The organism is Exiguobacterium sp. s46 (genome assembly GCF_018618875.1).
GTDB lineage: Bacteria > Bacillota > Bacilli > Exiguobacteriales > Exiguobacteriaceae > Exiguobacterium_A > Exiguobacterium_A abrahamii.
Genome location: NZ_JACSMY010000001.1, coordinates 2,032,586 through 2,050,943 on the forward strand (window position 1 = coordinate 2,032,586; position 18,358 = coordinate 2,050,943).

Consider the following 18,358-nt stretch of genomic DNA (forward strand, 5'->3'; position numbering starts at 1 on the left):
TAACTAACAGGAAGAAGAATATGGGAGTGAATTTCTTGGGTTTATTTAATTTAATGAAAAAGGACTATACCGTCCAGTATCAAGTATTACGCGGAGATGAGATCGTTGATACGGATCGACTCAACATCCGGGCAGGCGATCACACGACAGCACGAAAGAAAGCCGACAACATGTTAAGAAAAGAATTCGGACGTACTCAGTATAAGATTGAATGGGTACAACGGTTCTAATCGCTAAAATAACCCATCGCCTCAGTCATGATGATTGAGACGATGGGTTATTTTCATGCACGCTGTTGTTCTTGCTCTCGCACAATCTGGTCAGCTTTCAAATAAAGACGAATCGCTGTATACAATACGATACCAATCAATGCACCACTGCCATCGATCAACACATCGCCGACGAGTGGGGTTCGTCCACCCGTCAATTGCTGATGGAACTCATCCATGACACCAATCGTCATTGCCGTCGTAAAGGCAAAGAAGGCAGCTGATAATGCCGCATAGCCTCGTCCACGCAAAAAATGAACGATACTAATACCAAGAATGAGGAACAAACCAGCGTGCATTCCCTTTCGAATGAAAAACTCAAGGAACGCCGCAGGTCCAAGCGATGCAACGCTAATCGGAACTTCATAATGAAACGACACGAAGGAAAATGCATACACCCAGTCGAGTGGGATACGCTGTGTCAAAAACGAAATCAAGGATTGTTGCTGGTACGTCATCGAACTGAAGACGAATAAGGAAAGTAAGATGGCTACTCCTACATAAGCAGCAATGGGTATCCGGCGCATCAGGCACTCTCCTTTCTATTGTACATCCTACCATGGATGCTCATCGTGAACATACGCCAAAAGACGGACTTACCTTACTCTCATTACCTGTTGATTCCCTCTTTTGCTTCCAACACAACAAAAAACACCCCGTCCAAGTGGACGAGGTGCAGTTCCTCACAACGATGACGTCTTTGGTTCGCGTAAGAGGTGTTTGATGTCATGGAACGTTACGAACGTTTTGTTTTTCGCATCGTATAGTTTATAGCGAAGCGACTTCAGACTTGAGAATAAACCAATCGTCGTCGCCTTCTGTAGCGGTGGCGTCGAGATATGGGCTTTTTCGAGATGATAGTTCGGAACACGTGGGCTGAGATGGTGGACATGGTGGAAACCGATGTTTCCTGTCACCCATTGTAAGACCTTCGGTAATTCGTAATACGAACTCCCTTCGATCGCCGCCTTGACGTAATCCCATTCGCTCTCATCCTCAAAGTACGAGTCTTCGAACGTATGCTGGACGTAGAATAACCAGATCCCAAGTACGCCTGCTGTGAACATCGTTGTTCCTTGGATGATCAAGAAAGCTTGCCAGCCGATGAAGTAAATCAGGACACCGTACAGGACGATAAGCGACGCATTGATGACATGCGTATTGATGCGTTCTTTTTTGCGAGCATCCTTCCGGTTGAAGCGGCTCGAGACGAGAATCAACAAGAGCGGTCCAAGACCGAACATGACGAGTGGGTTCCGGTACAGACGATACTTGAGACGTGTGAAGCGTGACGCTTCAATGTATTCCTCGATCGTCATGACCCAAATGTCACCGACACCGCGCTTATCAAGATTTCCACTTGATGCGTGATGGATCGAGTGCTCTCGCTTCCATTTCTCATACGGGAATAACGTTAAAATCCCGGTAATCGTTCCGACGATGGCATTCGCTTTCTTATTCTTGAAGAATGAACCGTGCGTACAATCATGGAAGATGATGAACATCCGGACGACGAATCCAGCGGCGAGGATCGCCAAAGGAATCGCGAGAAACACAGATAGCTTCAGGGCCTGATATGCCAGAAACCATAGGACGAGAAACGGCAGGATCGTGTTGATCATCTGCCGGACGCTGGCTTTGATGTCTGCCTTTTCAAACGGCGACACATGTTTGCGCAGCTGGGCAATCTTTTCTTTACTCATAGCGGTGCTTCCTCCTCGGGTTGTTTCAGCGTTCACGACGCTAAGTAAAATGGTGAAACTAAAATATGAAACCAGTGAGCGATGGTCGTGACGGTGCCTCTACAACACGATTCAAAAGCGGCACTCTAATTGTTTAGCGCTAAAATATTTTTAATACCAGGTAATTATATCACATATCATAAATTATCTACGGGATATTTTTTTAAATTTAAAAAGCAGAGACAAGTGCCTCTGCTTAATCGATTGATTTGAGTGGATTGACGGCTGGTCCTTCCAGCACCTCTCCTGTCGGACCAAATCGTGAACCATGACACGGACAATCCCATGACCGTTCCGCCTCATTCCATTTCGTATCACATCCCATATGGGTACAAGTCGTCGAGACGAGATGAAGGTTCCCTTCCGGATCCCGGTATCCACCGACCGTCTTCCCGTGATGGGTGACAAGTCCCCCTTCGTCCGGCTGTAACTCGTCAGCACGACGACGTGCTTTCGTCAGCTTCCCTTTAACGAGCTCGATGGCGACGTCTGCGTTGTTCTTGACGAACTGCGTCGCATCCTTCGTTTTTAGCTTCGAACGGTTCGGATCAAACAGATGACGAAAACGATTTGGGGTTCCCGTCAATAAATCGCTCAACAATAGCCCGGCTGCGATACCGTTCGTCATCCCCCACTTCGCAAAGCCGGTCGCGACGAATACGTTCGGATCACCCGCTGTCATCTGTCCGATATAGGGAATCTTATCGAGCGTGATCAAGTCTTGCGCTGACCAAAACTGCTCGAACGACTCGACATGAAACTCACTTCTCGCAAAGTCAGCAAGATGCTCATACCGTTGCATCGTTTCTGTCTCGTGACCGGATAAATGATTCTCACCACCGAACAGACCAAGCAGACGACCATCGTCTGTTCGCGTGTGACGTAAAGAACGACTCGGTTGATCGGCACTCATGAACATCCCGTCCGGAAACGCCTCGTCGACCTGACCCGACACGATATACGAGCGATGGACTTCGAGTTTTGAAAAGTATAAGCCCTTGAAGTCATGAAACGGAAAATGGGTCGCGATGACGACCTTCTTCGCCTCGATCCGGTGACCGTTTTCCAGGATGACAGTTGGGGTGCGATTCGACTCGAGTGATATAGCACGTGTCTGTTCATACAATTTTCCACCTTGATGGACGATTTGTTGCGCAAGTCCTTGAAGATATTTGACGGGATGGAACTGCGCTTGATCGCGAAGGACGACAGCTCGTTTGACATCGTATGGCAACTTACTTCGGACTTCTTCCGTTGCTTCGCCACCGTTTAATCTCAACCGTTCATAGGCACGGACTTCCCGTTCCATCGCTTGCTCTTTTGATGTTGCCGCGTAGAGATAAGCGTCTTGCGTTTCAAGTTCGCAGGCAATGTCGAGTCGTTCCACCTGATGACGTAAAAACGAGATCGCTTCCTCGTTCGCTTCATAATATAGTCGCGCTGACTCCTCGCCGACGGTGCGTATCAGCGTGTCATAGATCAAACCGTGCTGTGAGGAAACTTTAGCCGTCGTATAACCCGTCGTACCGGCAGCCACGTCACCTGCTTCGATCACCGCGACGTCATATCCTCGTTCCGTCAATTGCATGGCCGTGACGAGTCCAGCAATCCCAGCCCCAATGACGACAACATCATGCTTAGCATCTTGATTGAGAGCGGGATATGAAGTAGCAGGTGCGCTTTGTTTCCAATAAGACGACGGAAATCCGGATAAGTAAGGCATCAAAAAACTCCCTTCAAAAAAAAACAACAGATCGACATGGTTAATCGTTCCCTGAACGACACAAAAACATGCAGAAATCGTATTGTTTTTAAACAATAACTCTAATAAAGAGGAATTAATTTACTTTAATAAAATATAACATGGGATAATTAGGTTAATTTTTAGTTATACTAATGTTAAGAATCACAAGAAAGGAGTTTACTTCATGAAACTGGGGCGCCATATAATTGAGACCTTTCGTCGTTTTACGCTTGCAACAAGTATTGACGAATACGATCTTGCAAGTGTGCTGACAAAAGAAATTCCAGAACTGACAGATATCTGCGTCACGATTCGACCGACGAATCTTCACCTTCAAGCCGCTGTACCGTTGACACGTTATGGTCTAGAGCGTGACTTACCGGTCGAATTGACGCTCCAATTGCGGACAGTCGATAAGCGTACCGTCACATTCGAAGTCTTTAATGTATGTCCTCATGATACCGAATTCTTTAATGAAACCTATCTTATTCGTCCACCCTATCTGCGTTATGCAAATCGACTTCTGACCGTCGATCTTTCCTTCTATTTTCCTTTCCGTCATGCCCGTTACCGTTCGATTCGTCACGTTAAACTTGAAGAAGGTTTTCTGCTTGCCTATTTGTCTCATTAAAAGAGCACCCTCTCCTACATTAGGTGAAGGGTGCTCGTGTCTGTTACGAACTCAACTTATCCGCTTGACGCTCCAGCAATCCGAGGCGACGAATCTTTTTCTCTTCGACGACGGCGACGATCGCGAGGGCGATCAAACCAAATAGTAACGCCGCATTGAAGATGACAAACGTGTCGCTCCAGCCGTGTAACGTAACCGAACCAATCGTTAGACCGTTCGTTTCCGGATCAGCGATTTTCGCTAGACCGACTTTTGCGATTGAATCACCGAACAAGTAACCGAACGTACCGACCATCCCGTTCGTGACCGTCGTCGCTTGTTTTGGTGCGAAGCTGATGACCGAGACACCGATCAAGAGCTGTGGTCCGTAGATAAGCGCACCGAGTGCAAATAGTGACGCGTAAATCATAAGTTCACTCGTACCGTAACGATAACCGAGGACCGCGACAGCCGTCAGTAAGAGACAAATCGCTGCGACGAGCGCCCGGCGTCCCTTGAGTAAATCGGACACGTAACCCCAAATCATACTGCCGCATAATGCGCCGATCTCAAAGAAGAAGATCGTATTGACGGCACTCTCCGTGCTGAAGTGCAAGTGTTCCGTGACATAGAGTGGTGCCCAGTTATCAATCCCGATCCGGACGATGTAGACGAAGACGTTCGCGATACAGAGCGTCCAAATCCATGGGTTCGAGATGACGTACGTTTTGAAGATTTGCCATTTCGTCATACTTTCAGCAGCGATGTTTTCCGGTTCAATCGGTTCCTCGAAGATTTCTTCACTCCGATTCCACCCGAGTTCCTCCGGATCATCCTTCCCGATGAACAGACCGACGATTCCGATGACGAGCGCGATCGCAGCTGGAAAGATGAACATCCCGACGACACTTCCGTTGAAGAAGACGTTCGCTCCCCACAGTGCGAGACCACCGGCAATCGCTCCACCGATGTTGTGCGAGACATTCCAGAAGCCGAGGTAGCGCCCACGTTTTTCAAACGGTGTCCAGCGAGCGATCGTCGAATACGACGATGGTCCCCCGACCGATTGGAAGAACCCACTGAGTCCCCATAAAACCATCAATAAACCGACCGGACTTCCGCCGGCACTCATCAAGAGTCCCATCGCGGTGACAATTAGAGAAGATAAGATCAATAAGAACGAGATGACACGTTTCGTGTTTTTCCCGTCAACGAAGTAGCCGAGCAATGTTTTCCCGATTCCGTATGTAATCGAGAAGGCGAAGCCGATATAACCGAGTTCCGTCGTCGTAAAACCTAGTTCTTCCTTCAAGAGCGGTTGCGCTGCCTTGAAGTTGTTTCGGATGAGATACATCGCCATATATGAGAAGAAGACGACTAAGAACGCCTTTAAGAATTGTTGTAACCATTGTTTCCGTTGTACTTCGATTGGTATGCCGGCATTCGGCAATTTTTTGATGCTGAAGAAGCCCATCTTCCATTTCCCCTATCTGAATCAGAGTCTTCGCATCATTTGTCCTGGAGCTGATTGAATCGACGGAAATAGTCCCGGTAATCGGCGACGATGTCCTGCCCGACGTTCTGCTGAATCGGTTGTGTCTTCGCGATCGCATAGGTCGGCGTACCGAATGAGACCTTCCTCAGAATCGCCTGACCGTCCGCCGAGAGTACGAAACGCATGAAGGCATTCGCCTGCTTTTGTTGCGTCCGTCCTTTCAGCTTTGAGATCGCGTTGATCGAGTACGTATCGAGTGGGATGCTTTTGACCGGATAATACTTTTCGCGTAGCGATTGTTGATCCCCGATGAAATTGACCCCAAGCATCGCTTCCCCACTGGCGACGTACGACGTCGGTGCAAAGCCGTTCGCCGTGAAGAGTCGCGTTCGCTCGATGAGCTCGCGTAAGACATCTTCCGCCTTCGTTCCGTATCCGTCAAAGACCGCTTGCAGGATCGTCGCACCGGTACCGGAATGGTTCGGATCCGGCAAAATTAACTCGTCCTGATACCGTTTCGCTGTCAAGTCAGCGAGCGTCTTCGGATACGGTGCCGCCCCGAATCGGTTGTTCCAGACGTCCGTATTGATGACGATTGCGAGGCGTTCGACTTCGTAGCCGATCCAGTAGCGATCCGGATCCTGTAGTTCCGCTTGATCCATGTCGCTCGGGAACGGTGTCGACAACCCGCGTTGCTTGAGCGTCTGGTGGGCATCCCACGTTCCACCGATGATGACGTCGGCGCGCGGATGATCCGCTTCCTTCGTCACACGCCGGACGAGTTCTTCCGTCGACAGGCGCACGAACTCATACGTACAACCCGCCTGCTCACAATATGACGACAGCAAGGCGCGACCGATATCCTCTTTCGCAGAGACATACGCCGTCAAATGCGGAACGGTTTCCCGCGCAGCTGTTCCCTGCTTCGTCTGTTCATTGTTGCGGACGATCCAAATGCTCATGAGACAAATGATACTCAGCAAGAAGAGCATTCCTTTTCTCATCGATCTGCCTCCTTCCCGGTCGGCAGGAGTTGTCCTTTTAAATAGAAGGTGTTTCCATTGTCATCATCCATGTACTGGACGCTGAACAATGTCTCATATACAGTAATATTCATTAAGTTGGCACGCGTATTCTGCTCATTCTTGAACCGCTGAAGCTTGAGAATGCGCGGCTGTCCCTGACTCGCATCAAGTGCCTGACCGACTTCTTCATAGTCCGTCATAGGCTCCGCTTGCGTCAGGCGACGCTTAACGTCTTCTCGCTCACGTGCAGTCAAAGAACGAGATCGTCCTGCTGCATACACGGTTACGACTTCCCCCTCAGCGAACTGACGCGCGAGCTGTTCTGGTTCGTGATAGGCGTTTAAGAAGCGTGCTTTTAATGTCGTCGTCTGGGTGCTAGGACGTTGCGCGACACATTTTCCATTCAGCGTCATACTTTCCCCAAGCGAGAACGTCCATGTCGTTCCGTTCAAGAAACGGAGCGTTCCGGTAAACGTCGCCGTACCCGCCGGACAAGTCTCGTTTGTCACCGTCTTCATTTGCTTCAATAGCGTCGTGATGCGCTGGACTTCCGTTCCGTCTTCTACCGTCTGCTCCCCCCATGCCCGGTGACGTAACGTCAACTCGGTCGGGAGCGAGTCATCGAAAGCATTCAGTCGTTTCGGTCCATCGAGGACGTGTAAGCGTCCGAAGACCGTCTGCTGAAGCAAAAGAAGACCGAGGGCAAACAAGATGCCCATTAGGAAGAGATAAGCGATGGTCGATGCTTTCATGATTCCTCTCCTTGCTTGATTCTTAGATTACGGGGCAATTGTTTCGTAAATCCGGTCGAATTGTTTCGTAAATGTATCATTTGTAAGCGATTACATTAAGTCTGATTCGCTAATCGAAAAGTTAATGTGATACGTGTGCCACTTGCATCACTTTCCAGTACAAAATCGCCACCTTGTTCCTGCATCAGACGTCGGCAGAGCGGTAGACCGAGCCCATTCCCACTCGCCGTCGTCAGACTATGTTGCTCCTTCTCCCATTCGGCAAGCACTGCTGGATCAACACCAATTCCGTCATCTGTCATGAGGAGTTGTAGGGTCGTATCTGTACTGACGGTCGAAAACGTCACCTTCATCGCGTCACTATATTTGACGGCATTCTCGAAAAGATTCAATAAGACTTGTTTCGTCTGATCCGGTTGCCCGAGCACGTAGATTGACGGAACATCCTGTTCAACTTCAATTCCTTGTCCATCAAGACGCAATTGCATGATGAATAAGGCGTCGGCAAGCAAGGCGTCGAGCGCGAACATCGTCGACGTCACGTGACGTTCGTTACGCTGTTGTTTCGCCTGTTCGAGATTATGCGAGACGAGTCGTAACAAGCGCTGGCTCTCGACCTCGATGTAGTGATAACAATGTGCCGCTTCGTCCGGCGGCAGCTTGGGGATCAACTCGACATAGCCCATGATCGCCGTCATCGGCGTCCGGAGTTCATGGGTGATGTGATCGATGAACGTCTGCTGGTCGCTTCGTTGTTGTTCGAGCTGTCCGATGTTGTGCTGGATCGCGTCTGCAAGCGTCGAAAAGTCCGCTGCCAGTCGGTTCAATTCCTCATATGGATACGCCGGTAGCGCATGCGCATAGTGTCCTTTCGTCAAGGCGTGCGAAACGCTTCGTAAATCGTCGATCGGTCCGATCAACGTCTTTGCCATCCGCCGTGCTGTCCAAACGGCAATTACGATCAAGATCAGAAAGACGCCCGTGAAAACATAGGTGAATTGCCGTAGCAGTTCGGCTTCCGTCCGCAGATCAACAAGAAAACGGACCGAGCCGATGACGTCCGTCTTACCGTACAGTGGGCTTGAGAAGAACAGTACGGGAACATCGGTTTCTTTCAGAAAGAGATAACTCGAATTTCCTTTTAACGCTTGATCGATGTCTCCTGCGAGAAGCGGCAATTGATCGCGTTCCGAATCAGCAAGTAGTTCTGCGTTTGGTCCAAACAGCTGGACGCGCGCGTCGAAGCGGTCTGCAAGATAGGAAGCGATCGGAACTGCCGTATCGGCGAGCGAGTCCGTCTCTTCACTTGCGAGGTAGTTCATCGTGTAGAGCTCCGCTTCCCGACTCAGTTTTTGGACGGACTCGACGGCGTTCTCATATAGATTCGATTGGATGAAGGCATAGAGAATCAAGAAGAGTACTAGCAGTGCCGGAACGAGGAGCAAGACGAAGTTTTCCGTGATGACCTGGCGTAACTTCATGCGTCGACCCACTTGTAGCCGACACCGTAAATCGTCTTGATCCGTTCGCCTTGCACTCCGAGTTTCTTCCGCAAGCGCTGGACCATGATATCGACGGCACGGGTCTGACCGGAGAAGTCAAAACCCCAGACTTGTTCGAGCAGTTCATCTCGCTCGAAGACCCGTTTCGGATGCGCTAAGAAGAGCGCAAGTAAGGCGTACTCCCGGTACGTCAGTGGTAACGGTTGTCCATCGAGTCGAATGACGCGTTCTTCGGGATCAACCGATAAGAAGGGATCAGTCACGACAGGCACGGGTGGTACGACCGCCTTCGTGCGTTTCAACAGATTTTTGACACGCAAGACGAGTTCCGTTCCGTTGAACGGTTTGGTCATATAGTCATCCGCTCCGAGCTGCAGCCCGATGATTTTATCGTTCATCTGATCACGCGCCGTCAGCATCAAGATCGGTAAGTCAGGTGTCGTCTGTCGAAGCTTAGGAATCAAGTCGAAACCGGTCGTATCCGGTAGCATCAAATCGAGGACGATCAAATCAAAGGGTTGTGTTGCCTGCAAGGCGAGTGCTGCTGCTCCGTCGGCTGCCGTCTCGACCGTCTGACCATCGAGCTCGAGTTGCAGTTTGACGAGATGCCGGATGCTCGCCTCATCATCGATGACAAGAATATGCATAGGAATTCCTTCTTTCTGGACAGGTTTTTCTGTCCCCTAGCGTATCATGAAATCGTTTGCAATCACACCAGCAGGACAAATGAAAAAACCAGATCCCGAAGTAATCAGGAACTGGCTTTTACTTATTTCACCGTAAATTTCACTGTGACAGAATTACCGTATGCTTCTGGTTCGAAATGCCATTTCTCGACACCCGTCTTGATTGCTTTGAAGCCATAGCCATCAAGTTTCAGTTTACTTTCTCCTGATGAGAGTGCCCGGTAGACATATGGATTCGTATCCTTCGTCGACTTACGGACGATTCCGAAACGTTGTCCTTTTTTGAGCGTCATCGACTTACTACTCGTAAGATGTGTAGTTCCGCCATATTCATCGAGCGTCATGTATTTCGAGACTTTTCCAACAGCATCTCGATCATCCGCCCCCGTACCGATGCGATGTTTTAATGTCTTTCCTTTATAGGAATAGACATCATGAACGATCGTCATCGAACCAAGATAGAGTTTTTTATCTTTAATCAACGCGCGACCGAATGGGTACGCTTCTTTTGCTTCAAACACCTTCTTGATTGCCTTACCATCCGTTGATCCAATTAAAATTGGTGTTAGAAAGCTACCACTTCCCTCGACTGGTCCGATGACGAGTTGTTCTTTTTTCGCATCGACCAATTTTCCTTTAGCCCACACATCATAATAAGCTGTATCTCGATCCGTATACGTATAGATCGTCGTCCATTTTTTCTTCTTCGCATCATACTTCTGCGCTTTACCGATGACATCATTCATATACGTCTTCGTATTGAATCGTTCATACAGCGTAAACGTTTCAGGATACTTGCCACCAAGTAGATAGACGGACCGGACATCGATTGGTTTATAACCACCAGATAGTTTACTTTTCTTTAACGCAGCAATTTGACGATCAACGATTGATTTCTCTGTTTTACTGAGTGCTGCCGCCGAATCATTCACTACTGGTAATGTGCTGATGATGAGACCAAGTGCTGTTGCTGCCACTATTTTTTTCATTGGAATTCCTCCTTATGATTAGTACGTCGTCGTATCGTTATGACTAAAGGTTTTTAGTGCTTGTGAGTCAGTGATGTACCAGCGTTCGTCATCTAAGTTGTACTTCAGGTAATATTTGAAAGGTACGTCTTTTCCAGGATTGCGTTCATCGAGTGAATCATCATCCTCTTTATAATAGCTACCTTCGTAATAGCAAATCGCTTCGACGGTCGCAGTCAAATCAGTCGCGACTTCGCTGACGGTGATGGATGCTGGGGAATATTCGATTTCATTCAAATATCCATCCCAGTAAACGCCATTCTTGTCCATGCTTGCATAATAACTTTGTTGTTTATTCAAATACGCAGACGACGTGAACAATGTGAAGGCTGACGTGTCTTTATCCATGTACGCCTGTTCCCACTCCTTCGCATGCTGGTGCACGGTATCGATGATGTCGCCTTTGACCGATTCTCGAACCTCCATGCCTCTACCTGTCGCTGAATCCGAGAGCGACTTTCGTTGATCAACGAGCCAGTCTTGTCCCGATTTCACAAGATTTAGTTCCCAGACGATCGTGCTGCCATCCGGACGTTCGTGTAGATACGGCTGATAAGACCGTGAGGAATAGTCGACCTTTACTTCGACCGTCGCCTTATCTCCTTTAATCGTAATATCGTTTTGAGGAATATCGTTGACCGTCAGCTCACCATCAAAGATGTAACCTCCTGTAACGAGATCATTCAAACTACTTTGGAAGTTCTGATTGTAAGTGTTCGTACTGACAGACAATCCTTTGACGCTCCGCTCTGTAAGAGCGTCTTCGAGTTCTCGGAAAAAGAGCGTTGAAATATCTTGGATATTCTTATAATCCTGATCGGACACTTCCTTCGAATCTGACTTTTTCGCCGCTTCCGTCGGTTTCGATTCCGATTTGTCCTGACTCGTCTTCTCTTCTTCACCAATGACGAATGAAGCATCCTGCTTCTTTTGTTCGACTGCTTGAGGCGTCTCTTCCTGGTTCAAAAAGAAATACGTCCCACCGCCCGCGGCGAGTAAGAGGAGCAGTGCGCTAATCCCGATCGTTCGCTTATTGCGTTTGTTCTTTTGTTTCTTTTCGTACTTGATGACGACGTATGCTCGTTCGATTTCTGTCCGTTCCTCGGATTCCTCCGGATGTGCTTCAAGCTTCTCAGCATACGCTCGCTCGAGCTCTTTCATCGATGAAGTACGCGATATCCCCAATCGTTCATATGGATCCATGATTCCCTCTCCTTTTGTTCAAAAATTTGTTATTTTTATCTTTATTTTACATTATAATGACGAAGTTAAGAAAGGAGTGCTTTTTAATGTCACATTGTTCGAATTGTCGAACCCCGATGAATGATCAGATGATCTATTGTCCGGTCTGTGGTCAAAAAAATCGTCCATCGCGATCCCGTTCCGCCAAAACATCATGGCTCATCGGATTGGTGATCGTAGTGCTTTGCATCGGTGGAGGTACGTTCGGTTATCTCAAATATCAAGCGGCACAACCGTTATTCAAGACGAGTCAACTGACACATGCAGCGGCTGATATCGATCAAGTTTTGCCGGAAGGTGCCTCAGCGATACAACGTAATCAACTGGCTGATGAAGACCTTAAGGATTACCTCATTTTTGATGCTGCCTCACCCGATTCCTTGTACGAGTTCCTCAATAGTTATGCCCAGCGCCTCCCCTTGCTCAACAACGGAGAAGATGGTGGTTGGGATTATTACGATCCTACCATCGAGGACTACAGCTCTTATGCTGATCTATTCTACGGTGAAGACGATTTATCTGAAGATGAGCGAGACCGTTTCGGTGATCGACTGAAGGTGTCTGAAGAAGACCCCTATAGTTACCTCACATTAAAGGACATGACCTTTGATCAGATAGAAGCCATCAGCAAAAATGAATTCAGAGTCGAAACGACCGAGACATACGCTCGTGTTCATTTCAGTAATGATGAAGACGAGAAACGATTCCATCGCGCCATCGTCGAATATGAGGTGACGTTCGATGACGACCGATACAGCATCACCTCTGTGAAACGAACCTTCAAGAAGGAGACGACATCATGATGCCACGCATACTTCCTTTTCTTTTAACAGCTAGCATACTAGGTGGTTGTAGTAACGACTCAGCGGATCTCTACTTGAAGCAAAGTGCTCAAAGCACGCTTGCTGGAGACCTTTTCGAAGAACAACAATGGCGCGAAAAAGCTCGGACGGAAGGTGCGACAGATAAGCGTCTGATCGCGCTGTCACAGCAGCAAGAGGCGTTTCACGATTTGAAAGCCGCCTTGTTCATGAATCAGACGACGGACGCCCTTCGTTACGCGGAACGAGTCATGAATCAGACGTTCGGTGACAAAGCACTCGCGGATGAAGCAGCTAGTTATCACCGCACTCTTGGTAAGGTCGAAAAAGCATTTCGTGACGTGGCAGGTACCTACACGTACTCGACGAGTGATCAGGGCGAAAACGAACAAGATTATAGCGATGCGACGATTGATGTCGTGACGCATCCGAATCGTGAGGCGACACTGACAATCCATGATGCTCGAGATTATGAAGGACAACCACTTGATGACTTTACGTATAGCGGACGTTTTAATTCCGATAATAGTCTGATGCTATATTTCTATGAGTCTTCTTTAGAAATCGAGTTTGATGACGACGGCGGTCTGACCTTCCGCGATTCCGGGATTGAAAAAGACTCGACGATTGATTTTGAACAGACGACCAAACAATCCTTATGATAAAACGCTTGTCTTCGAAAACGGAGACAAGCGTTTTTGTTTGGAATCATCCTTTTGTATCTTTAAAGCGATTCAATCCATATCCCACTAATCCACCGAGGAATGGGAAAAAGAAAAGCATGAACGCATTCCACCATGTCAAAGTGGAAACAACGACACCGGCTAGGATATCGTTATCCCATTGCAGTTCAAACCGCGTTTGTGTGAAGTACGCTAAAATGAGTCCACCGACCATAAAGACCCCGGCATAAATCGCAACATTCGGTAACGTCCGAATCCAGCGGAATCCGATTCCGATATGGATGACGAACATCAGAACAAGCACAATCAAGCCATACGGAGCAACACTTGAATTGAGCAGTTGTTCTTCTTCAAACGGAGTGGACGCATTCGCGATTTGTGCGAAGCGTGTCAGAAGTCCCACATCCACCGTCTCATCAAAGCGTGTCACTTTCGGATCAAGCGTTGGATCTTCTCCATTTTGAATCTGATTCCCGATGATTCCTTGGATTCGATCCAGATTTGAAGCATCATCCGCTTCATCGATTCCTTGCTTTAAGTCATTCAAACGATCTTCACCATATAAGGCCGCACCTAGATGGAAGTCTTCTGTTAAAACCGTCATCTTGAAATCGACTTGCCCAGCTTGAGACATTGCGTAAAGCGGAGATGCACCGCTCAAGAGAACGAGACTGGCCGATTCACCAAATTCGACTTCGTCCAGTTCATCGAGCTCGTTTAGGTAATATAGTTGTCCGAATGATGTCAGCAGGACACCGAACAAGTAGACACTCATCAATGTCGTCGCGGCGATCCGTCCGACCTGCCAAGAACCGCGCAGATCCGTTTGACCGATGAATTGGAACAAAAGAACACCAGCGAGCGCCAAAAGGAAAATCCGAATCATTCCTGTGATCAGATGTAGATCGAAAACGCCGAAATCCGTCGCAAACAATCCGACGACCAATGTGATCACCGATAATGTCAGGGCAAAGACGACCGCACGTTCAATCCGTTCATTCCACGATGTCGCCTTGATTCCGATGACACCACCTCGTTCGAGCAACCATGCGCTCCCGATTAATAGGATCAATCCCGGCAAGGATAGTAAGAAATGCCCTGAAAAAATATGAAAATCAAGTTGATTGATTGCTTTTTGAATATCAGAGAACTGATCCGCATCGTTACCTATCACTTCGGTCAGGAAGCGTGATTTCAAGTCTTCACTTGATGTGAGATTTAGACCAGCAAGGGCGACGAAAGCAAGGAAGAAGAACATTCCGAACGTACTAAAGTCATTCCCTACGTTTTGTTGAACAGTCTTGATTCCATCTAATGCCGGGTTATCGCTGAGCAGACCGAGCATGATGAACAAGATGACGACGATCGCAGCAAAACAGATGACGGCGGCGATACTACCGATCGCAAGACTCGGATTCCCAAGCGAGAAATCGAATCGCGAGAAGAATGCGCGTCCGCGCTCTTTCCATGGAAGGTTCACTTTCCAATCCTGCGATTTCCACTTCTTACGAATGTCGTCCATACCCGGAAGACGGTCCACAAGTGAGCCTTCCGACGTCGCAGCGACGAGGCGCGAATGTCCACAATTCGGACAGTACGACGCACGACCATCCATCTGTGTACCACACCCGACACAAAAATGCGCAGCTTGTTCGAAGCGGATCGGACGGGCTTGCTTATCGAGTGACGTCCCGTCTACTTCGCAATACTGGGCGTGCGGAGCATGTGCTTGACCACAGGTCGAACAATACTTCATACGCGTTGCCCCATTTCTGATCCACAGCATGTACAAAAATGCTGATCATTACGTTGTGGCGTATGGCATGTCGTACAGGCGACTTTTGCTTGTTCGTTCTCGCGTGGAACGGACGTGCCACATTTCCCACAGAACTTCGCGCCTGGCTCAAGTGGCGTCCGGCATGACTTACATTGCTTTTGCGCAGCTTCGACTTCCATCTCATCAATCCGTAACAAGGCACCGAATACGAGTACTTCTTGTGCAAGAATGTCCTCGATTTCTTGACGACGCCCTTCGCTCCGCAGCTTCATGTAATGACGCTCTCCGATTTCGTACAGCAAGCGTCCTTTTTCACGTCGCGCTTGCTCCGCCTGCTCCTGTAATTCTTTTGCTGTCATCCCTTGAAAACGTGATTTGACTGATTGCCAATCCATCATCCGTGTAGCCTCCCTTATTCTTATTTAATATTCGTCGCCTGTTGAATCCGGAACCCTTCCTCATAGCTATCTTCTGAACTGCCATATGTGAAGAGGTAGCGGAAGAGTGATTTCGATGTAGACTTTCCTGGTGATTCACTCGCATACGTGTACAGCTCGCCTCGGATATATGTCGTCGCCATGACTTCAATACCGACCGTATCCCCGTACTCGACGAACTTCGCTGACGAACGATCAATCGAGGCATTCATGAACTCTCCGTCCCACTCCAAGTCCTTTCGACTCCAATCGTCATAGTTCTTTTGTTGTTTCGCAAGATAGGACGCATCATCAACGAGCGAGAAATAACTCGTATCCTGATAGGTTGCCGCATCGACCCAGTCAGACGCATGGTCCTCGACGACTCCTTGAAGTTGGTTCAAAACGGCTTCTGACGGTGCGAACGTGAACGTCGCTTTTTTCGTATCCGGTTTGACGAGAATCTCATCCGAAGTTTCCTCTCCCCATGGGAACGAATTCTCGATTGAGAGTTTGATCCCGTTCTTCGGGATTGGTCCATAGTTCTTCAAATCTGATACTTGTTTCGATGTCGATTTTCCGTCAACGATCAAAAAGGCATCGGGGTACGTCTGATCGATCTCGATCGCATTTCCTTTTAACGTGATTTCGAATTTTCGATCCGCGGCGTCAAGCGTCAATGGATTGATTGTGACGTCGCTTGATTCTTTACCGTATTCGCCATCATATGCGATTTTGGCATCCGTTAATCCCGGATAGACACCATCCATCATGATCCCTTCCGCTGACGCTTTACTACTTTCCGTTCCGACAGGATTCACGAGTGTGACTTTCGTTCCTTTAAAGTTACTGATGACTTCCGTTTTGACACTATCGAGGCGCAAACGATAATCCTTGAAGATTCCGAGTTGACGACCACTGGCGACGATTTGACCCGGAACATTACTATCGTTTTCTGCTTGAATCGACGCACCCGCCATCAATAAATAATCCATGAATGATTTCTTTTGCTCCGGCGTCTCTTTCAAAGCATCTAAAAAACGTTGTGCCATTTTTCGGTCAATCGGCTTTCCATTGAACTCTGTATGCTCAGCGAGTAATGTAGCGTCACCGGAGCGAATCGCATCGCGGACTTCATTCGTCGTCGCTTCGACCGTGAACCATTGTGTGGCGAGGCCATAGTAGGCACCACCAGCTACGACCAATAATCCGACGGTCAACAGAATCGCTTTTGCAGACTTACTCGTTTTTTTAGAGTGCACGGGTCTACTATTGTGTTCTTTTTCTACAGGTTCCCGGTGTTCAATATCCTGCTTTAAAGCATCACCGCAACTCGGACAAAATTTTAATCCACGCTTCGCAGCATCCGAACAATTCACACATGCCATATATCCTAATCCCCTTCTGTTTTTTAATTTCATTTGAGGTAAAAATAGCCATAAGAAATAATAACACAATAACCTATTATTTACTTTTTTTGTAAAAATAATTATGTTTTCTGAATGTTTATTGACCAAAAATTATTCTATGAAATTTATTTTATCTATAAAGATGGTGATTCATGCTGTCACATTGGCTCTTTTACGTCTGAATCAAAAAGAAATCAGATGTGATTAATATCTTATGATAATAATTAATTACCTATTTTATAAAATCAAAATTCCATTTTATAGTTATATATGATATTTTTTATCTATAAGAAAGTGTAAGGGGATAAAAGAATGCACGTATCTACTAAACCAAAACGTAAATTCTACAAGAAGTGGTGGTTTTGGGTAATCATACTTCTTATTTTTGCAGTAGCAGGAAATAATTCAGAAGATCAGGCGACTCCAACTAAAAAGGCAGAATCAACAAAATCAACTACAATAAAAGAGGACACGGAAATGACTGAGTCATCGGATGCAGAAGAGACAGAAGTTGCCCTAAAAGAAGATGATGCTGTAGAAGAAGACGCTATAGAAGAAGACACCGCAGAAGAAGATACAGTTGCGGTAGAAGATACTTCTACAGAAGAGACTGGAGCGGAAGAACCATCGACACCTGATGTTCCGACAGAATATCTGTCAGCACTCGACAAGGCAGAATCATACGCGGAAACGATGAACATGTCGAAAGCAGCTGTTTCAAATCAGTTGACGTCTGATTATGGAGAGCAGTTTTCGAACGAAGCAGCAGCGTATGCGATGGAAAACATGAGTTTTGATAATTGGAAATCAAACGCACTCAAATCAGCTGAATCGTATTCTGAGACGATGAGCATGTCGAAAAAAGGCATTTATGATCAACTGACATCAGACAGCGGTGAAAAATTCACAAGTGAAGAAGCCCAGTATGCAATCGATACACTTGATGTCGATTACAACCAAAACGCTCTTCAAAAAGCGAAGGAATACCAAGAAACGATGAGCATGTCACCTGAAGCGATTCGAGATCAACTCTCATCGGATTATGGAGAAAAATTCACACCAGAAGAAGCAAATTTTGCAGTTAGTCAACTAAAATAAGAGTTATCACCCTATTTGAATTTTGAATAGGGTGTTTTGTATTTTCGAAGTTTAGAATC

At 47.4% G+C, this 18,358-nt stretch carries 18 protein-coding genes; 5 read left to right on the forward strand and 13 right to left on the reverse strand.

Annotated features, from left to right (window positions below):
- Nucleotides 1–35: 35 nt before the first annotated feature.
- Entirely contained in the window at nt 36–230 is a 195-nt protein-coding gene (locus KNQ08_RS10520; protein WP_214724040.1) for a hypothetical protein, read from the forward strand.
- A 53-nt stretch (nt 231–283) separates the two neighbouring features.
- Here the strand turns inward: KNQ08_RS10520 and KNQ08_RS10525 are convergent, their stop codons facing one another.
- The 3 genes from KNQ08_RS10525 to KNQ08_RS10535 form a co-directional block, all read right to left on the reverse strand.
- Nucleotides 284–796, reverse strand: coding sequence for a VanZ family protein (locus tag KNQ08_RS10525; protein ID WP_214724042.1), 513 nt, complete (start codon nt 794–796; stop codon nt 284–286).
- Nucleotides 797–952: 156 nt separating this feature from the next.
- Nucleotides 953–1,972 carry a Delta(5) desaturase DesA gene (gene desA, locus KNQ08_RS10530; RefSeq protein ID WP_214805517.1) on the reverse strand — a complete coding sequence of 340 codons (1,020 nt, stop codon included), beginning with the start codon at nt 1,970–1,972 and terminating at the stop codon, nt 953–955.
- Between the two features lie 235 nt (nt 1,973–2,207).
- A complete protein-coding gene (locus KNQ08_RS10535; protein ID WP_214805518.1) occupies nt 2,208–3,734 on the reverse strand; it encodes an FAD-dependent oxidoreductase in 1,527 nt (508 codons plus the stop codon).
- Nucleotides 3,735–3,939: 205 nt separating this feature from the next.
- On the opposite strand from KNQ08_RS10535, the gene KNQ08_RS10540 reads away from it, so the two are divergent.
- Nucleotides 3,940–4,386 carry a hypothetical protein gene (locus KNQ08_RS10540; RefSeq protein WP_214805519.1) on the forward strand — a complete coding sequence of 149 codons (447 nt, stop codon included), beginning with the start codon at nt 3,940–3,942 and terminating at the stop codon, nt 4,384–4,386.
- 43 nt (nt 4,387–4,429) lie between these two features.
- On the opposite strand, the gene uhpT is transcribed toward KNQ08_RS10540, so the two are convergent.
- The 7 genes from uhpT to KNQ08_RS10575 form a co-directional block, all read right to left on the reverse strand.
- Nucleotides 4,430–5,839, reverse strand: a complete 1,410-nt coding sequence (gene uhpT, locus KNQ08_RS10545) for a hexose-6-phosphate:phosphate antiporter (RefSeq protein ID WP_023469436.1) — start codon at nt 5,837–5,839, stop codon at nt 4,430–4,432.
- A gap of 35 nt (nt 5,840–5,874) precedes the next feature.
- Nucleotides 5,875–6,864, reverse strand: coding sequence for an ABC transporter substrate-binding protein (locus KNQ08_RS10550; RefSeq protein WP_214805520.1), 990 nt, complete (start codon nt 6,862–6,864; stop codon nt 5,875–5,877).
- The gene (locus KNQ08_RS10555) at nt 6,861–7,637 is read right to left on the reverse strand and encodes a DUF3919 family protein (protein WP_214805521.1); all 777 of its coding nucleotides are present in this window, start codon (nt 7,635–7,637) and stop codon (nt 6,861–6,863) included. Before KNQ08_RS10555 ends, KNQ08_RS10550 begins: the two co-directional genes overlap by 4 nt.
- A 95-nt stretch (nt 7,638–7,732) precedes the next feature.
- Nucleotides 7,733–9,118 (reverse strand): sensor histidine kinase, encoded by a 1,386-nt coding sequence (locus tag KNQ08_RS10560; protein WP_214805522.1) that lies wholly within the window; start codon nt 9,116–9,118, stop codon nt 7,733–7,735.
- Nucleotides 9,115–9,786: a response regulator transcription factor gene (locus KNQ08_RS10565; protein WP_214805523.1), complete on the reverse strand. Its 672-nt coding sequence runs from the start codon at nt 9,784–9,786 to the stop codon at nt 9,115–9,117. Before KNQ08_RS10565 ends, KNQ08_RS10560 begins: the two co-directional genes overlap by 4 nt.
- A 122-nt stretch (nt 9,787–9,908) precedes the next feature.
- Nucleotides 9,909–10,814 (reverse strand): hypothetical protein, encoded by a 906-nt coding sequence (locus tag KNQ08_RS10570; protein ID WP_214805524.1) that lies wholly within the window; start codon nt 10,812–10,814, stop codon nt 9,909–9,911.
- 18 nt (nt 10,815–10,832) lie between these two features.
- Nucleotides 10,833–12,056 (reverse strand): hypothetical protein, encoded by a 1,224-nt coding sequence (locus KNQ08_RS10575; RefSeq protein ID WP_056063343.1) that lies wholly within the window; start codon nt 12,054–12,056, stop codon nt 10,833–10,835.
- Nucleotides 12,057–12,142: 86 nt separating this feature from the next.
- On the opposite strand from KNQ08_RS10575, the gene KNQ08_RS10580 reads away from it, so the two are divergent.
- Both KNQ08_RS10580 and KNQ08_RS10585 read left to right on the forward strand, forming a co-directional pair.
- Nucleotides 12,143–12,898 carry a zinc ribbon domain-containing protein gene (locus KNQ08_RS10580; RefSeq protein WP_214805526.1) on the forward strand — a complete coding sequence of 252 codons (756 nt, stop codon included), beginning with the start codon at nt 12,143–12,145 and terminating at the stop codon, nt 12,896–12,898.
- Nucleotides 12,895–13,578, forward strand: a complete 684-nt coding sequence (locus KNQ08_RS10585; RefSeq protein WP_214805528.1) for a hypothetical protein — start codon at nt 12,895–12,897, stop codon at nt 13,576–13,578. The genes KNQ08_RS10580 and KNQ08_RS10585 overlap by 4 nt, the downstream gene beginning before the upstream one ends.
- A 46-nt stretch (nt 13,579–13,624) precedes the next feature.
- Here the strand turns inward: KNQ08_RS10585 and KNQ08_RS10590 are convergent, their stop codons facing one another.
- The 3 genes from KNQ08_RS10590 to KNQ08_RS10600 are packed head-to-tail and all read right to left on the reverse strand — an operon-like array spanning nt 13,625 to nt 17,180.
- Entirely contained in the window at nt 13,625–15,355 is a 1,731-nt protein-coding gene (locus tag KNQ08_RS10590) for a zinc ribbon domain-containing protein (protein ID WP_214805530.1), read from the reverse strand.
- Entirely contained in the window at nt 15,352–15,774 is a 423-nt protein-coding gene (locus KNQ08_RS10595; RefSeq protein WP_214805532.1) for a zinc ribbon domain-containing protein, read from the reverse strand. The genes KNQ08_RS10590 and KNQ08_RS10595 overlap by 4 nt, the downstream gene beginning before the upstream one ends.
- Before the next feature lie 20 nt (nt 15,775–15,794).
- A complete protein-coding gene (locus tag KNQ08_RS10600) occupies nt 15,795–17,180 on the reverse strand; it encodes a TcaA 3rd/4th domain-containing protein (protein ID WP_214805534.1) in 1,386 nt (461 codons plus the stop codon).
- A 498-nt stretch (nt 17,181–17,678) separates the two neighbouring features.
- On the opposite strand from KNQ08_RS10600, the gene KNQ08_RS10605 reads away from it, so the two are divergent.
- A complete protein-coding gene (locus tag KNQ08_RS10605; RefSeq protein ID WP_251133648.1) occupies nt 17,679–18,299 on the forward strand; it encodes an Ltp family lipoprotein in 621 nt (206 codons plus the stop codon).
- Nucleotides 18,300–18,358: the final 59 nt, after the last annotated feature.

Bases quoted from the DNA above. Each gene is read 5' to 3' on its own strand.
- KNQ08_RS10525 (WP_214724042.1), bottom strand. From the start codon at position 796: ATGCGCCGGATACCCATTGCTGCTTATGTAGGAGTAGCCATCTTACTT.
- desA (WP_214805517.1), bottom strand. From the start codon at position 1,972: ATGAGTAAAGAAAAGATTGCCCAGCTGCGCAAACATGTGTCGCCGTTT.
- KNQ08_RS10535 (WP_214805518.1), bottom strand. From the start codon at position 3,734: ATGCCTTACTTATCCGGATTTCCGTCGTCTTATTGGAAACAAAGCGCA.
- KNQ08_RS10540 (WP_214805519.1), top strand. From the start codon at position 3,940: ATGAAACTGGGGCGCCATATAATTGAGACCTTTCGTCGTTTTACGCTT.
- uhpT (WP_023469436.1), bottom strand. From the start codon at position 5,839: ATGGGCTTCTTCAGCATCAAAAAATTGCCGAATGCCGGCATACCAATC.
- KNQ08_RS10550 (WP_214805520.1), bottom strand. From the start codon at position 6,864: ATGAGAAAAGGAATGCTCTTCTTGCTGAGTATCATTTGTCTCATGAGC.
- KNQ08_RS10555 (WP_214805521.1), bottom strand. From the start codon at position 7,637: ATGAAAGCATCGACCATCGCTTATCTCTTCCTAATGGGCATCTTGTTT.
- KNQ08_RS10560 (WP_214805522.1), bottom strand. From the start codon at position 9,118: ATGAAGTTACGCCAGGTCATCACGGAAAACTTCGTCTTGCTCCTCGTT.
- KNQ08_RS10565 (WP_214805523.1), bottom strand. From the start codon at position 9,786: ATGCATATTCTTGTCATCGATGATGAGGCGAGCATCCGGCATCTCGTC.
- KNQ08_RS10570 (WP_214805524.1), bottom strand. From the start codon at position 10,814: ATGAAAAAAATAGTGGCAGCAACAGCACTTGGTCTCATCATCAGCACA.
- KNQ08_RS10575 (WP_056063343.1), bottom strand. From the start codon at position 12,056: ATGGATCCATATGAACGATTGGGGATATCGCGTACTTCATCGATGAAA.
- KNQ08_RS10580 (WP_214805526.1), top strand. From the start codon at position 12,143: ATGTCACATTGTTCGAATTGTCGAACCCCGATGAATGATCAGATGATC.
- KNQ08_RS10585 (WP_214805528.1), top strand. From the start codon at position 12,895: ATGATGCCACGCATACTTCCTTTTCTTTTAACAGCTAGCATACTAGGT.
- KNQ08_RS10590 (WP_214805530.1), bottom strand. From the start codon at position 15,355: ATGAAGTATTGTTCGACCTGTGGTCAAGCACATGCTCCGCACGCCCAG.
- KNQ08_RS10595 (WP_214805532.1), bottom strand. From the start codon at position 15,774: ATGATGGATTGGCAATCAGTCAAATCACGTTTTCAAGGGATGACAGCA.
- KNQ08_RS10600 (WP_214805534.1), bottom strand. From the start codon at position 17,180: ATGGCATGTGTGAATTGTTCGGATGCTGCGAAGCGTGGATTAAAATTT.
- KNQ08_RS10605 (WP_251133648.1), top strand. From the start codon at position 17,679: ATGACTGAGTCATCGGATGCAGAAGAGACAGAAGTTGCCCTAAAAGAA.